This is a genomic window from Microcystis sp. LEGE 08355 (genome assembly GCF_015207185.1).
Lineage (GTDB): Bacteria > Cyanobacteriota > Cyanobacteriia > Cyanobacteriales > Microcystaceae > Microcystis > Microcystis panniformis.
In genome coordinates this window covers 1-13,344 of the sequence record NZ_JADEXI010000066.1, presented here as the reverse complement: position 1 = coordinate 13,344, position 13,344 = coordinate 1, and the positions used below count along the sequence as shown (strand labels likewise).

Genomic DNA, 13,344 nt, shown 5'->3' with positions numbered 1-13,344 from the left:
CTTCTAGGTTCTGTGTGATAAGTTTAACTTACATAGGATCGATCAATCTTTGTGTCCTTTGTGTCTTTGTGGTTCGTTCCACCCCCTCGCTAGGAGAAATGTATCTTAGAATACATTTGACCCACCAAAGCTGGGAGAGCCGTTTTTGCTCTGTTCTTTCCCCTTCCTAAGGGTTTATTCTCAAAATACTGCTTGATCATTACTTTCTATTACTCCTCTAAAAAATAATTCAAGATGAGAATGTCAAACATTTTAAAAACCAGCTTACTCAGTTTAACAATTTATAGCTTGATCAACCTTTTCTCTATAAAAACACAAGCAGAAATAGGTGATCCGAATGGTTCCAATAATCAACCCCAAACAGGCTGGACACTATGGAAACGTTGGGATAAATTAACCGATGCAAATATAGATTTCGGTTTCTCCAATATGGACTTAGGAGCAGGACTAGAATTACAGCAATTATGTTTTGGCGAAGTTGACACCCCCAATGCAGAGATGAAACAACAAGAAACCTACTGGTGGAGATTAGATAATGACATCAATCAAATAGGTTCGGGAAAAATACAATATGGCTGTTGGATAAATGGTCAATTCAAAGGCACTAATACTGTTACTGCCTATAACACCTCTTTAGGAACTGTTCCTTGCTTGCGCGTTAATAGTTCCGTGAAAAATGGCTTAATAATTTATGAAGACTCTACCACTAATTCCCGTCATTTAGGCATCGTTAAAAGTGGACAAATTGTTCAAGGAGAATCATTTCCTTTAATGATCTTTACCACCAATGATAATCTGAACTGGGTGGCCATAAAATCACCACAAGAAGGCTGGATATTAACGGGGAAAACCGGCATCAATGAAAATGTTTCTTTATGTAAAAACTAAAAACTTAACCTACGGAAAAATTGGGTTTATAGCTCCTAATCAAGAATTGAAAAATAACTTCTTAGGTATCCCCCCTACCTCCCCTTTCAAAGGGGGAAACCGAAGGCGAGGGGATTGCGTAAACCGTCCTCTATTCCTTCAACCACGCCAAAAAATCTCTCTACTCGCGCTTAGAAATTAATTGAATGGAAACATACTTTCCCTAGCTGAGATACTATCGGTCTTAGAGTCGTTTCTAGCGTTGGGTTTCATGCTTCAACCCAACCTACTTTGAAGCGCACCGCAGCACAGGAGGAGTGTAAAGTCAACTATTTTGGCGAAAATTAATCTTTTTTACATTTATTTAGGGATCATGGCAGTTAGTTACTGTAAGGAGGGACGGTAATTTTTCCCGTGTCAATATCAAAATTAGGAGAAAGTCGCCTAATATATATATGAGGGTACTTATCTCCTATTAAGAACCGCCCACAACGAAATGAAAACTTTAAATCAGAATCCCTGGCAAGTAGAGGGAGGAGAAACCCTGACCCTACTTTACGAAATTGATCAACATCTTTGGTTAGAGAAAACGATAAAACTCCTCAAGGAAAATCGCTTAGATGAATTAGATATAATCCATTTAATTGAGGAATTAGAAAGCTTGAGTAAAAGAGATAAAAACCGAGTCAGTAGCTTACTTGAACAAGTGATCAAGCATTTATTACTTTTACACTATTGGACAACAGAAGCAGAAATAAATAGGAATCATTGGCGAGCGGAAATTATCAGTTTTCGCACACAATTAAGAAAATCTTTAACGACAAATTTACAGAATTATTTAGCCGATGAATTACCGATAATCTATCAGGATGCTTTAGATTATGTTCAACAAAAAACTGGGTTTTCTAGCGATTTTCCCTCAGAATGTCCTTACAGTTTAGAGCAATTATTAGATAAAAATTGGTTCAACTGTGAAGATTAGACAGTAAAAATGATAAAATCATCAAGGAAAGCCGTTCTCAAACGATGGGTTTTTTAACCGAAATTTGCGATAATAAGATGCGCTTAAATTATCAACTGGGCATCAATGCAGATTTTTAGTTCTTTTGTCTCATCTACGGCCACTTTTGCCGAATTATCCCTACAAGCGGCTAAGGCCCCTGTTGATACCCTCACCGGTTGGTCATTAGAGGATCGCGATCCGCAAGTGATCGAAAAATTTGTCCCCCTTCTGGATTGGTTTTATCACCATTATTTTCGCGTTAAAACCGATGGTTGGGAAAATATTCCCCCCTCAGGACAAGTATTATTCATCGGCTCCCATAACGGCGGTTTAGCGGCTCCCGATATGTTTATGATGATGTATGATTGGTTTCAACGCTTTGGCAGCGATCGCTTAGTCTATGGTTTGATGGATTCGCGAGTCTGGCGATTTTTTCCATCCCAAGCTAGTCTAGCAGCCCAAATGGGGGCCGTTCATGCCCATCCGAAAATGGCGATCGCCGCTTTGGATAGTGGCGCTAGTGTCCTAATTTATCCCGGAGGTGCTACGGATGTTTTCCGTCCCCACAGTTTAAGAAATAAAATTCATTTTGCTGGTAATCAAGCTTTTGTTAAACTAGCTTTACAGTACGAAGTGCCGATTATTCCCGCCATTTCCCACGGCGCTCACTCGACTCTGTTTGTCCTCGAAGATATTTATCCTCAATTAAAAGAATTGCATAAAAAGGGTATGCCTTGGCCTTTCGGTATTGACCCTGGGACCTGTCCCATCTATTTCGGTTTACCCTGGGGACTAGCTATCGGTCCCTTGCCGAATATTCCCTTACCCGTACCGATACATACCCGGGTTTGTCCCCCAATTATTTTTGAACGTTACGGCAAAAAAGCGGCCCGGGACCGCCGTTATGTACGGGAATGTTATGAGAAAGTCTGTTATTTGATGCAGCAGCAACTCGATCAATTAGTGGCGGCCAATTCTCCCTGATACTATACAGGAAAGTGGGGACAGAGCGATCCCCATTGAGGATTTCTGCGGTCAGATTAACCCGCTTGTGAGATAATGAAGTGTTTTGAGCAAAGTTATCAGTACAGAGTTTTCTCTTGAGATTTGACGATTATTTGGGGAATGCAGAAAATTATGAAACTATTACCCGCAGAATGCCAACATTTACAAGACAAAGTAGCCATAGTAACCGGGGCCTCGCGAGGGATCGGTAAAGCGATCGCCTTAGAATTAGCCAGCCAGGGTGCTACTGTAGTGGTGAACTATGCTAAATCTAGCAGTGCTGCCGATGCCGTTGTTGAAGAAATTACCGCAGCCGGGGGAAAGGCAATAGCACTACAAGCAGATGTGGCTAAAAGCGAAGAAGTGGATAATTTAGTGGACAGTACCAAGGAAAAATTCGGTCATATTGATGTCTTAGTTAATAATGCCGGTATTACCCGGGATACCCTGATGTTAAGAATGAAATTAGAAGACTGGCAAGCGGTCATCGATCTCAATTTAACTGGGGTTTTTCTCTGCACTCGGGCCGTCGGTAAATTGATGTTAAAACAGAAAAGCGGCCGCATAATTAACATCACTTCTGTATCCGGTTTGATGGGTAATCCGGGTCAATCTAATTACAGCGCCGCTAAAGCTGGTGTTATCGGTTTAACGAAAACTTTAGCCAAGGAATTTGCCAGTCGAGGCATCACTGTTAATGCCGTGGCCCCCGGCTTTATTGAAACCGATATGACTCATGACCTCAAAGCAGATGAAATTCTCAAATATATCCCCCTCTCCCGTTACGGAAAACCGGAAGAAGTCGCCGGAATGGTGCGTTTTTTAGCCGCCGATCCCGCCGCTATTTATATCACTGGTCAAGTCCTTAACGTCGATGGTGGTATGGTTATGGCTTAATTCAGTTATCAGTGATCAGTGATCAGTGATTAGTTATCAGATTAAAGTGATAAGTTTTAAGTTTTAAATGATATTATTCACCGATCAATCTTCACTAATTACTGTTTACTGTTTACTGTTTACTGTTTACTGAAAATGACTTACTGTTTAGGAATTATCAATCGTTTTGGCATTGTTATGGGGGCAGATTCTCGCACGAATGCGGGAGTCGATTATATCTCGGCCTATCGGAAATTATTTGACTTTTCGGTATCGGGAGAAAGAGTAATTATGGTCTGTACATCGGGCAATTTATCGATTAGCCAAGGAGTGATTCACGAACTAAAAAGAGATCTGCACAATCAAGAGGATAAAAATCTCCATTCTCTGACTCATCTCTACGATATGGCCCACTATATCGGTGATAAAAGTCGTCAAGTACAAGCTAGGGAAAGAACTTGGCTAGAACAAGATAATATTGATTTTCAATGTAACTTTATTCTTGGGGGACAAATTAAAGGAGAAGAACCGCAATTATTCCTGATTTATCCCCAAGGAAATCATATTCAAGCCACCAAAGAAACGCCCTTTTTACAGATAGGTGAAACTAAATACGGTAAACCGATTCTTGATCGCACTATTACCTATGATACACCCCTAGAGGAAATGGCTAAATGTGCCTTACTTTCCATCGATTCGACCATGAAATCGAATATTTCCGTCGGACCGCCTATCTATTTGAGTATGTATGAAGCGAATAGCCTAAGCCTACGTCATAAGTTACAATTGCGCCTAGGAGACCCCTACCTAGCCAAAATGCGGAAACTCTGGGAGGATTACGTCCGGCAAGCTTTCGAGGCTATGCCCAATGTGGAATGGCATTATACCGATGAAGACCCCAAAGAGGATATCATAATAGATTAAGTAGCTCTTTTTAACTTAACTTTACAACTCGATGATCATTGTTACCTTGATGTTGGCAGGTAGTCTAGCTTGGTTTTTTAGTAGCCTTGCTGGTGGGGGCAGCCCCCTGATTCTACTCCCCGTTTTAGGTTGGTTTCTCGATGCTGCCGTCATTCCTCCAGTTTTAACCACGGGGATGCTACTCGGTAACGTCCAACGCATGGGAATGTATTGGCGCGCCATTGACTGGCCCTCGACGGTGTGGTATTTACCCGGGGCAATTATGGGATCTACCCTCGGTGCTTTTGTCTTTGCCCATTTACAATTCAAATGGTTGCCGCTAGTTTTGGGAATTTTTCTGGTTTTCTCCTCGCTTAAACAATTATTTCCCCAAGAAGAAAATCCTTTTTTTGAGATTAAAACTTGGTATTTTATGCCCTCGGGATTTATCTACGCTTTCCTGTCAGGATTAGTCGGTAGTACCGGCCCGATGATGAACCTGTTTTATATCAACTATGGGCTAGTTAAAGAACCAATGGTGGCAACAAAATCCGTTCACATGGTAGTAGTTCATGTGGCCAAATTAATCGCCTACGCAGCCTTTGGAGTTTTACATCTGCCCTTTCTCGGTTACGGTTTATTATTAGGATTAGCGGCCTGGCCGGGCAATTGGTTAGGACAAAAAGTTTTAGAAAGAATGAGTCCCCAGCAATTTAAACAAGCAGTGATGTTATTCGTTTCGATGAGTGGCCTATTGATGATCTGGCGAGAACGCGGCATCGTCTTTTAAAATTTTGCTGACAAGGGGACAAATTTTGCTAGAATACTAGATAAAGGTAAATTGTACTAACAATGTGTAATACACCGATAACCGTTAAATTTGCTCCTTGATTAACCCCGCAGCTGAAAATGACAGAAACCGCCAATTTTACCCTCGAACAAGGTTTAGAACGCTACCAACAGGGAGAAAGCGCCGCCAGTTTATTGCCGGAATTTAAACAATTAAGCGATCGCAGTCCGAAAAATGCCGCCGTTTGGTCCTGTTTAGCCTGTCTTTATTTGCTCACCGATAAACCGGAATTAGCCCTAAAAGCAGCCCAAAAAGCCGTTAAACTCGATAAAGTTTCCCCCCAAAACCGGATCAATTTGGTTTTGGCTATGTTAGAAACCAAAACCGCCGGAGTTAGGGAACATATCGAACTGGTGCAACAATTAGTTAGTTTAAACAAAGAGGTTCGCCAAGAAGTGGATGAAAATATCGCCGATGGTTTGGCTAGAAAACCCGATTGGAAAAGTTTAGAACGCGTCAAAGCTTGGTTAAATGAATAAAAATATGGAATTATCAAAACAGTTATTACTCGGCTTAAAAGCCAATGATTTTCGGCATCCTATCGACCTAGAGGCCACTAATTCCCTTAAACAATTGCCCGGGTTAGATATAGCCGTGAGAAGTTTGTTAGGTTCTGTTGCTGAGGAATTCTTTTACTTAAATAATATTGCTGCTAGTGTTTTGGTGGGGGAAAAACAATTACCCGACCTGCATAATCTCCTCCTAGAAGCTTGCCGAATTCTCGACTTAGAACCACCTCAATTATACATTCAACAAAACCCCGTTCCTAACGCCTATACCTTCGCCATGCGCGGCAAAAAACCGTTTATGGTGATGCACACTTCCCTAATTGAAATGCTGACTCCCGCAGAAATTCAAGCGGTAATCGCCCACGAATTAGGTCATCTCAAATGTGAACACGGCGTTTATCTGACTTTAGCCAATATTATGGTCCTAGCGGCGGGATTACTGCCCAATTGGGGGACTATGTTAGCACGATCCCTACAGGAGAGAATGTTAGCCTGGGTGCGCTGCGCCGAGTTTAGTTGCGATCGAGCGGCTTTATTGGCAGTTCAAGACCCCAAGATCGTCATGTCGGTGTTAATGAAGTTAGCCGGAGGTTCCCCCAGTCTCGCACCTTTATTAAATTTAGAGGCTTTTATCGATCAGGCCAAGTCCTACGATGCCGTCAGCGCCTCGGAAATGGGCGAAATGTTAAAGGGTTTGCAAACCCAACAGTTAACCCATCCCCTCCCCGTCCTGCGCGCGCGAGAAATCGATCGTTGGGCCAGTTCCCCCGATTATCACAATTTGTTAAAGGGGCCAAAAATGGGTTATAATGATAAAGCTAATGCCAAGGGCGAATGGCGAAATTGGTAGACGCACCACACTCAAAATGTGGCGAGGCAGCCCCTCATGTCGGTTCGAGTCCGACTCCGCCCATCAAAATGACAAAAACCAAGCATAAGAATTTATGGTGCGTTACCGCAATTTTAACTTAGTGTCAGCATTCTTCCCTCGCTTTTAGCGATGGCATGAATGATGACCAGTATATAGGGTTTGCTGAATATTACTGGAAGCCCTAAATAATCCCATCAGACAAGATAAATAAAATTCCCCTGAAAAAGGGGAATTTTATATTGAAAGATCACAGTTAACCCTAGTTTTCCTGTTTCGGCTGTTTTAACTTTTGGCTCTTCGGGACTTGGTATGGTTCGATAGGGAGGCATAAATCGACTAAATCCTTATCTGGTAAGGGATTTAATTGATTAGTTCGCTCCAGACGCAAACAATTGACAAAAATTGCGGCAATGTCTCTCTCTATAAGGGTTTCATTCCTTATAACCCCGTCGATTGCATAACAAAAACCGAAGAACCTAACTTTTTCAACCATTCAGCCCGTTCTCGATAATTCATGTAAGATTTAGATCCAGCTTTTATAACGTCACTTGCATCTTCAGATAAATATTTTTCATTCAAAGAATTTTGCTGGGCTGTATCGCTGTTGGATTCTGTCGCAAAACTGTTTTGCCCCTTGTTTAGTAAACCTGAAAGCATAGCCTTCCTCTCCTGGTGCTAGTGTTACCCAATTGATCCCCTCCATCATAACCTGCTTTTCATAATAGGGGATCGCCTCTGAGAGAGAGTGCAGCAAAATCAAAGTTTCATGACAATCCCCAGTACATAGCGACAATGCCATATTGACTACATACCAGATTAACCATAATCCCACTGGCTTGTAAGATGTCTGTTTATCAATTCTCTCTAGATAATCGATGAATATATACTCTGGAGACTTATTTTTAAGTTCTTCAATATCTTCGACAGAGTCGTTAAATGCCGAAAAATGAACTAAACCTAAACACTTTCCATTAAGTGTCAGTTTAACTATTGCCTGATACTGAAAATCGGCTTTTTCCCAGAAAGACTCCCAATAGAATTCGCACTCTCCTCGTTTTAATGAGGGCATATCATCTTGAGTTGCTTCTGTTAATTCAGCTTGTCCAATAGAACCGGATTGATCTTGAAGGGTGACTTGATAACGAGGTAATGCCATCTACAGGATTATTCTGGGGGATATATTTCTATTATCTCACTCTCGTGTAAGAGTTGCGCTAATTCAAGTCTGAATTGCACCACTGTCTGATCTATCTTCATAGAATACCCCATTCGGGGTACAGGGTAAGCGCATCTTAACAATCCTTGATAAAATTAACTTTGTGTGAGTTGCTTGCCCACGATTCAGGCATATTTGAGTAGAATTTGCCGTCTCAATTGTTAAGTAACAATCGACCAAATAGGTCGAGTTTGTCACTATTCTGATTGCCTATTATCACTTGACATTCCTATAGGCAGGTCTATCACAAAATCGACCAATTATCAATAGCGTTTGAGATGCGCTCACCCAGTAATAAAGAATAGTTTCAATGCCAATCTGCGGACCTTTGATCCGAAGGAACTGTTGGGATTAACTAAGGTTTGTTATAATTAATCCTATAGACAGTCGATCGAGAGCAACAATATGTTAAATGCAGTGGAATTTAAAGCCAAAATCAAACAAGGTATCATCGAAATTCCCGAAGAATACCAACAGGACTTTAGGGAAGACAGCGAAGTTCAAGTTATTGTGATCAAACAAAATAAAAAAATATCAACCACTGGAATCATTGCCCAATTAACTCAAAATCCCGTTGCTGTTAAAGGTATTCGTCAATTAAATCGGGAAGAAATTCATCAGCTATAATTATGACCAATTCTCTTTGTTTTTGTGATTCTAATATCTGGCTATACCGTCTTTTAATAGACCCAGAGTGTAACGATGCTGAAGAAATGCGAAAACGCAATCTAGCGAACGCTTTAACTAGCAGGGAAAATATCTTAATCAGTACGCAAATTATTAATTAAGTTTGCTCTGTTTTATCCAAAAAAGCTAAAATAAGTGAAATTAAAATTAGACAAATTATTCAAGAATTTTACGATGGATGTGTTGTTATTCAACTTGATCGCAATATTATTTTAAGAGCCTCTGAACTCCGCACTCAATACAGTTTTTCTTTTTGGGATAGTTTAATTGTAGCTAGTGCCTTAGCAACCGATGCTAGTATTCTTTACTCTGAAGATATGCAGGATGGATTAATAATATCCAATCAACTAACTTTAATTAATCCCTTTCGATCGAGTTGATTATCAGTGTGATATTATTAAATTACTCATTTAATCAATAGTGATGAATAGGCAACAAAAGCGAGTTTTATCCCTATTTTCTGGCTGCGGGGGAATGGACTTAGGATTAGAGGGAGGTTTTTGGGTACACCAAGACTGTGTGAATGAAAATATTCATCGAGATTGGATAGTAGAAAGACGGGAACCATGGCTAAAACTACCGCGCACTACTTTTGAAACTGTCTTTGCTAATGATATAACTAAAGCTGCTCATAATGCTTGGATTCCCTACTTTGAAAAAAGGGGTAAAACAAATGTATTTCACTTGGGGAGTATTGTAGATTTAGTCAAACAAGCAGAAAAAGGAGAGTTTCAGTTTCCCAGTAATATCGATGTAGTAACGGGAGGTTTTCCCTGTCAAGATTTTAGTGTTTCAGGAAAAAGAAAGGGGTTTAATTCTCACAAAAGTCACAGGGGTAAACTGCTAGACGAGAGTGAAGATAGTTTTCAGGACAATCGCGGGAAACTCTATTATTGGATGAAAAGAGTTATTGAATTAACCTTACCTAAAGTTTTTATTGCTGAAAATGTCAAAGGTTTAATCTCTTTGGCTAATGTTAAAGATATAATTGAAGATGATTTTAGTGCCATTGGTAAAGATGGATATATAGTTATCCCCAAACTTCTCTTTGCTCCCGATTACGGAATTCCCCAAACTAGGGAAAGAATTATCTTTATCGGTTTAAATAAAACCTATTTAAAAGCGACAGCGATAGGACATCTAGAAAATCATGATATTTTTCCGCATCCAACCCATGAAGTTATTAAGCATCAATTAAATCTGTTTGATTCAATATATCTTCTTAAAACTTACAGTACAGTGGGCCAAATATTATCAGGTTTAGCAGAACCGGAAGATGAGTTATTTGACCTCTCACAAAAAAGCTATTCAAAAGCTAAACATTATGGCAAAACTCAGGGACAAATCGAGGTTAATTTACAGGGTTTAGGTCCGACTATTCGCTCGGAACATCACGGCAATATTGAATTTAGGAGATTATCTTTAGAATTAGGGGGAAAGATAATTAATGAGTTAGAAGCAGGGTTAAAAATGAGACGTTTAACTGTGCGGGAATGTGCGAGAATACAGACTTTTCCCGATGATTTTGAATTTGTGCGTCAACAAAATAAGGGAGATGGAAAATATTCACTTTCGGCTACGGATGGTTACAAATTAATTGGTAATGCTGTCCCACCTTTGCTTGCCTACCATATTGCTAAACATTTAGAAAATCAATGGGATTATTTGTTTGAAGATATTTATTCAGTCAGCCAAAATTTATGTGTAGGATTGCCTTAATAATTGGGTGCATCTCATTTTTATAAATCTACTAAGTTGGGGTTTTTAAAGGGAACCTCTCTTTGAAAATTGGGCGTTACTTTCGATTTTATGACTCAATCCAAGCTTTTGGGGGGTAGAACCCCCCAAACCCCGGAGCGCATTTGCTTTTCGGTGAGATGCTTACACGCAGTTGTTAATATACTTGTACCAATTTAAGATTCACCAATAATTGCTGATTGTCGCTATTTCTGCAAATGTGAGATGCAACCTTAATAATTTCTGCTAATGATGTTTCTATACTTGCCATGGTTTACTAATCCTAAATTGAGAAAAAAATCATAATCTTTTTAGATGAACGTAGGTTGGGTTGAAGTATGAAACCCAACGCCCGCTCATGTTACGCTACCGCTAACCCATCCTACAAATAATTGTGCCTCCCTACTTAATTGGGCATCGACTCCTCAAAATCCCAACTTTACACCTCACCCTTAAGATAACTGGTTCATCTGAGTTCGGGCTAGGGAAAACTGTCAAATTTCCCTAACCCGAACTAACCTTGATTACAAAACCTTATGGGTGTGAGAATGTTGTTTGACGTTATCCTCCGTCCGCACCACATGAACAGCATTCAAGATGCGTTTTTTCTCTAGGGAAAAGTTTAAATCGTCTTTTTGGCTGCCCAAGGGGATGAACCCTTGCAGGTGGGGTTGATTTTTATAGGTGCGAGTGGCCGCAATCGCCCTTTCGACAAAATTCTCGCATAATTGGGCATTATCGGGGAAATTACTGGGTATTTGAGGATTATCGTCCTGAAATACCTCTCCTAAAGCCATGGCGCGGGCAAATTCGTAGGAAGTGGGAATTCCTTTGACAATTGCCTCTAGGGCTGCCGAGGGAATCGGTTCTAACACCGCCACTTTTTCTAATTCTCCCTCCTGTTTGAGAAAACAAATCGCTAAACCGAATACACAATAATCATCTTTTGTCAAGTCAGAAATGTTTAAGAATTGTGTCGCTGTGGCCATTATTTTAATCCTGAGTCGCTCTTTATTTAATCTTGCGGGTGATCAGCGATCGAATCAAGGTTTTTATTAAGAGATATGAAGGAGAAAAATTTAGCCGGGTTGGGCCGCGCTAACGCATCCCCAGACGGAAAAAACTGATAGCTGTTAGACTAGAAACCAGCAGATTAACTGATAAACGAGCTTTATGTCACCCACCCTACTCATCTCCAAAGAACTCCCCACCCTGAAATATAATCCTAGTCTGGAGCGCTTTGATAGCTCTTGGGCGGCCCCTTTGTCCACTCTTCTGGGACTGGGACGGGCTGCCGGGGCGACTTTTATCGAATTTTTCCTCGAAAGAGTCAACTATATCAGTTGTTTAGCCGAAGATGACAGCATCACCAGTCTCTCACCGAAACTATCTACAGGGGCAGGAATCCGCCTTTTTCGCGGGAAAGCCGATTGTTATGTCAGTACCAACGATTTAAGCTTCCAAGGCTTAAAAAATGCCCTAGAAAAAGGTTTATCGATTCTCGGTTTAAACCTACCCAGTCCTAACGCGTATATTCCCGAAATCAATCTGGAAATGTTCCGGGATTATGCCACGGTCAAAAATAAAGATATTTGGCTGAATAATTGCAGTTCTTTGGGAGAAATGGGTGATATTCTCCTAACTGCTAACGTTCAACTCAATCAGAAAGCCTCTCACGTCCAATCTCGTCGCGCCGCTTATTTTCGCGATTGGCAAGAAATTTTAGTTGCCGCTAGTGACGGCACTTTTGCCCGGGATATTCGCCTCACCCAGTCGGTGGGCTATAATCTCCTCTGTGCCGATGGGACCAATCGTTCTAGCATTGGTAAACGGGTGGGTAGTACCAGTAATCCCGATTTTCTGCGGACGTGGAATGCCGAGGAATCGGCGGCAGAAGTGGCCGAATCGGCGGGTAAAATGCTTTACGCTGACTATGTAGAATCCGGCAGTTATCCCATCGTCATGGCCAATGAATTTGGCGGCGTTATCTTCCACGAAGCTTGTGGCCATTTGCTAGAAACTACGCAAATCGAACAAAAAACCACGCCCTTTCTCGATAAAAAAGGCGAAAAAATCGCCCACGAAAACCTGACAGCTTGGGACGAAGGATTATCCGATAAAGCTTTCGGTACTATCGATATGGACGATGAGGGAATGCCGGCCCAGCGTACTCTCCTCATTGAAAATGGTATCCTAAAAAACTTCATTGCCGATCGCACCGGTTCAATTAAAACCGGTCATCCGCGCACAGGTAGCGGTCGCCGTCAAAACTACACCTATGCGGCCGCTAGTCGGATGCGGAATACCTACATCGCCCCCGGGGAATATACCCTCGATAATCTCTTTAATTCCATCGATAAAGGCATTTATTGCAAAAAAATGGGCGGTGGTAGTGTGGGGGCCACGGGGGAATTTAATTTCGCTGTCGAGGAGGCCTATCTTATCGAAAATGGCAACCTGACTAAACCCCTGAAAGGCGCGACTTTAATCGGTTCAGCCAAGGAGATTATGAATAAAATCTCTATGTGTTCCCAAGATTTAGGTCTAGCGGCCGGTTTTTGCGGTTCCGTCAGTGGTAGCGTTTATGTCACCGTTGGTCAACCCCATTTAAAAGTCGATTCTATTACCGTTGGCGGTCGTTAATCATGACTTTAGTAATTCTCTACTATTTCCTCATTGCCATCATGATAGTGGGGATAATTGGCGAACTGCTGCCCGCTGTCCCCGGCATGAGTTTGATTTTAATCGCCATGCTGGTGTGGGGTTTTGTGACCAAATTTGCGGGGATGGGGGTCGCTTTAGCCGTGGCCTTTGTTATCC

13 protein-coding genes, 1 tRNA gene and 2 pseudogenes are annotated in these 13,344 nt (G+C 41.3%); 14 read left to right on the top strand and 2 right to left on the bottom strand.

Features of this window, described 5'->3' with window-relative positions; all coding sequences use genetic code 11:
- The first annotated feature begins 240 nt into the window (after positions 1 to 240).
- The 9 genes from IQ242_RS05510 to IQ242_RS05470 all read left to right on the top strand — a co-directional run bounded on the left by IQ242_RS05510 (position 241) and on the right by IQ242_RS05470 (position 6,926).
- On the top strand, positions 241 to 888 hold the full coding sequence (locus IQ242_RS05510; protein ID WP_228020837.1) for an SH3 domain-containing protein: 648 nt from the start codon (positions 241 to 243) through the stop codon (positions 886 to 888).
- Positions 889 to 1,363: 475 nt separating this feature from the next.
- Positions 1,364 to 1,849, top strand: a complete 486-nt coding sequence (locus IQ242_RS05505) for a DUF29 domain-containing protein (RefSeq protein ID WP_193959292.1) — start codon at positions 1,364 to 1,366, stop codon at positions 1,847 to 1,849.
- A 105-nt stretch (positions 1,850 to 1,954) separates the two neighbouring features.
- Positions 1,955 to 2,854 (top strand): lysophospholipid acyltransferase family protein, encoded by a 900-nt coding sequence (locus IQ242_RS05500; protein ID WP_193959291.1) that lies wholly within the window; start codon positions 1,955 to 1,957, stop codon positions 2,852 to 2,854.
- Positions 2,855 to 2,995: 141 nt separating this feature from the next.
- On the top strand, positions 2,996 to 3,772 hold the full coding sequence (fabG, locus tag IQ242_RS05495; RefSeq protein ID WP_228020838.1) for a 3-oxoacyl-[acyl-carrier-protein] reductase: 777 nt from the start codon (positions 2,996 to 2,998) through the stop codon (positions 3,770 to 3,772).
- 135 nt (positions 3,773 to 3,907) lie between these two features.
- Entirely contained in the window at positions 3,908 to 4,675 is a 768-nt protein-coding gene (locus tag IQ242_RS05490; RefSeq protein WP_193959289.1) for a peptidase, read from the top strand.
- A gap of 31 nt (positions 4,676 to 4,706) precedes the next feature.
- A complete protein-coding gene (locus IQ242_RS05485) occupies positions 4,707 to 5,444 on the top strand; it encodes a sulfite exporter TauE/SafE family protein (RefSeq protein ID WP_190722687.1) in 738 nt (245 codons plus the stop codon).
- A 119-nt stretch (positions 5,445 to 5,563) separates the two neighbouring features.
- The gene (locus IQ242_RS05480) at positions 5,564 to 5,983 is read left to right on the top strand and encodes a M48 family metallopeptidase (protein WP_193959288.1); all 420 of its coding nucleotides are present in this window, start codon (positions 5,564 to 5,566) and stop codon (positions 5,981 to 5,983) included.
- Entirely contained in the window at positions 5,976 to 6,863 is an 888-nt protein-coding gene (locus tag IQ242_RS05475; protein WP_002766727.1) for a M48 family metallopeptidase, read from the top strand. Before IQ242_RS05480 ends, IQ242_RS05475 begins: the two co-directional genes overlap by 8 nt.
- Positions 6,842 to 6,926: transfer RNA gene (locus tag IQ242_RS05470), tRNA-Leu, on the top strand. The genes IQ242_RS05475 and IQ242_RS05470 overlap by 22 nt, the downstream gene beginning before the upstream one ends.
- A gap of 529 nt (positions 6,927 to 7,455) precedes the next feature.
- Here the strand turns inward: IQ242_RS05470 and IQ242_RS05465 are convergent.
- Positions 7,456 to 8,040, bottom strand: coding sequence for a hypothetical protein (locus IQ242_RS05465; RefSeq protein ID WP_008202288.1), 585 nt, complete (start codon positions 8,038 to 8,040; stop codon positions 7,456 to 7,458).
- Between the two features lie 465 nt (positions 8,041 to 8,505).
- On the opposite strand from IQ242_RS05465, the gene IQ242_RS05460 reads away from it, so the two are divergent.
- The 3 genes and pseudogenes from IQ242_RS05460 (at position 8,506) to IQ242_RS05450 (ending at position 10,506) form a co-directional block, all read left to right on the top strand.
- On the top strand, positions 8,506 to 8,727 hold the full coding sequence (locus IQ242_RS05460) for a hypothetical protein (RefSeq protein ID WP_193959287.1): 222 nt from the start codon (positions 8,506 to 8,508) through the stop codon (positions 8,725 to 8,727).
- Positions 8,728 to 8,729: 2 nt separating this feature from the next.
- Positions 8,730 to 9,167 (top strand): annotated as a pseudogene (locus IQ242_RS05455) (PIN domain-containing protein).
- 43 nt (positions 9,168 to 9,210) lie between these two features.
- Positions 9,211 to 10,506 (top strand): DNA cytosine methyltransferase, encoded by a 1,296-nt coding sequence (locus IQ242_RS05450; protein WP_193959286.1) that lies wholly within the window; start codon positions 9,211 to 9,213, stop codon positions 10,504 to 10,506.
- A 542-nt stretch (positions 10,507 to 11,048) separates the two neighbouring features.
- Here the strand turns inward: IQ242_RS05450 and IQ242_RS05445 are convergent.
- The gene (locus IQ242_RS05445) at positions 11,049 to 11,513 is read right to left on the bottom strand and encodes a hypothetical protein (RefSeq protein ID WP_193959285.1); all 465 of its coding nucleotides are present in this window, start codon (positions 11,511 to 11,513) and stop codon (positions 11,049 to 11,051) included.
- Between the two features lie 184 nt (positions 11,514 to 11,697).
- On the opposite strand from IQ242_RS05445, the gene IQ242_RS05440 reads away from it, so the two are divergent.
- Positions 11,698 to 13,167 carry a TldD/PmbA family protein gene (locus IQ242_RS05440; RefSeq protein WP_193959284.1) on the top strand — a complete coding sequence of 490 codons (1,470 nt, stop codon included), beginning with the start codon at positions 11,698 to 11,700 and terminating at the stop codon, positions 13,165 to 13,167.
- Between the two features lie 2 nt (positions 13,168 to 13,169).
- Positions 13,170 to 13,344 (top strand): annotated as a pseudogene (locus IQ242_RS05435) (DUF456 domain-containing protein); the annotation flags it as partial.

Coding starts and splice junctions, on each gene's coding strand:
- IQ242_RS05490 (WP_193959289.1), top strand. CDS start 3,908: ATGACTTACTGTTTAGGAATTATCAATCGTTTTGGCATTGTTATGGGG.
- IQ242_RS05505 (WP_193959292.1), top strand. CDS start 1,364: ATGAAAACTTTAAATCAGAATCCCTGGCAAGTAGAGGGAGGAGAAACC.
- fabG (WP_228020838.1), top strand. CDS start 2,996: ATGCAGAAAATTATGAAACTATTACCCGCAGAATGCCAACATTTACAA.
- IQ242_RS05485 (WP_190722687.1), top strand. CDS start 4,707: ATGATCATTGTTACCTTGATGTTGGCAGGTAGTCTAGCTTGGTTTTTT.
- IQ242_RS05500 (WP_193959291.1), top strand. CDS start 1,955: ATGCAGATTTTTAGTTCTTTTGTCTCATCTACGGCCACTTTTGCCGAA.
- IQ242_RS05480 (WP_193959288.1), top strand. CDS start 5,564: ATGACAGAAACCGCCAATTTTACCCTCGAACAAGGTTTAGAACGCTAC.
- IQ242_RS05450 (WP_193959286.1), top strand. CDS start 9,211: ATGAATAGGCAACAAAAGCGAGTTTTATCCCTATTTTCTGGCTGCGGG.
- IQ242_RS05460 (WP_193959287.1), top strand. CDS start 8,506: ATGTTAAATGCAGTGGAATTTAAAGCCAAAATCAAACAAGGTATCATC.
- IQ242_RS05445 (WP_193959285.1), bottom strand. CDS start 11,513: ATGGCCACAGCGACACAATTCTTAAACATTTCTGACTTGACAAAAGAT.
- IQ242_RS05475 (WP_002766727.1), top strand. CDS start 5,976: ATGAATAAAAATATGGAATTATCAAAACAGTTATTACTCGGCTTAAAA.
- IQ242_RS05510 (WP_228020837.1), top strand. CDS start 241: ATGTCAAACATTTTAAAAACCAGCTTACTCAGTTTAACAATTTATAGC.
- IQ242_RS05465 (WP_008202288.1), bottom strand. CDS start 8,040: ATGGCATTACCTCGTTATCAAGTCACCCTTCAAGATCAATCCGGTTCT.
- IQ242_RS05440 (WP_193959284.1), top strand. CDS start 11,698: ATGTCACCCACCCTACTCATCTCCAAAGAACTCCCCACCCTGAAATAT.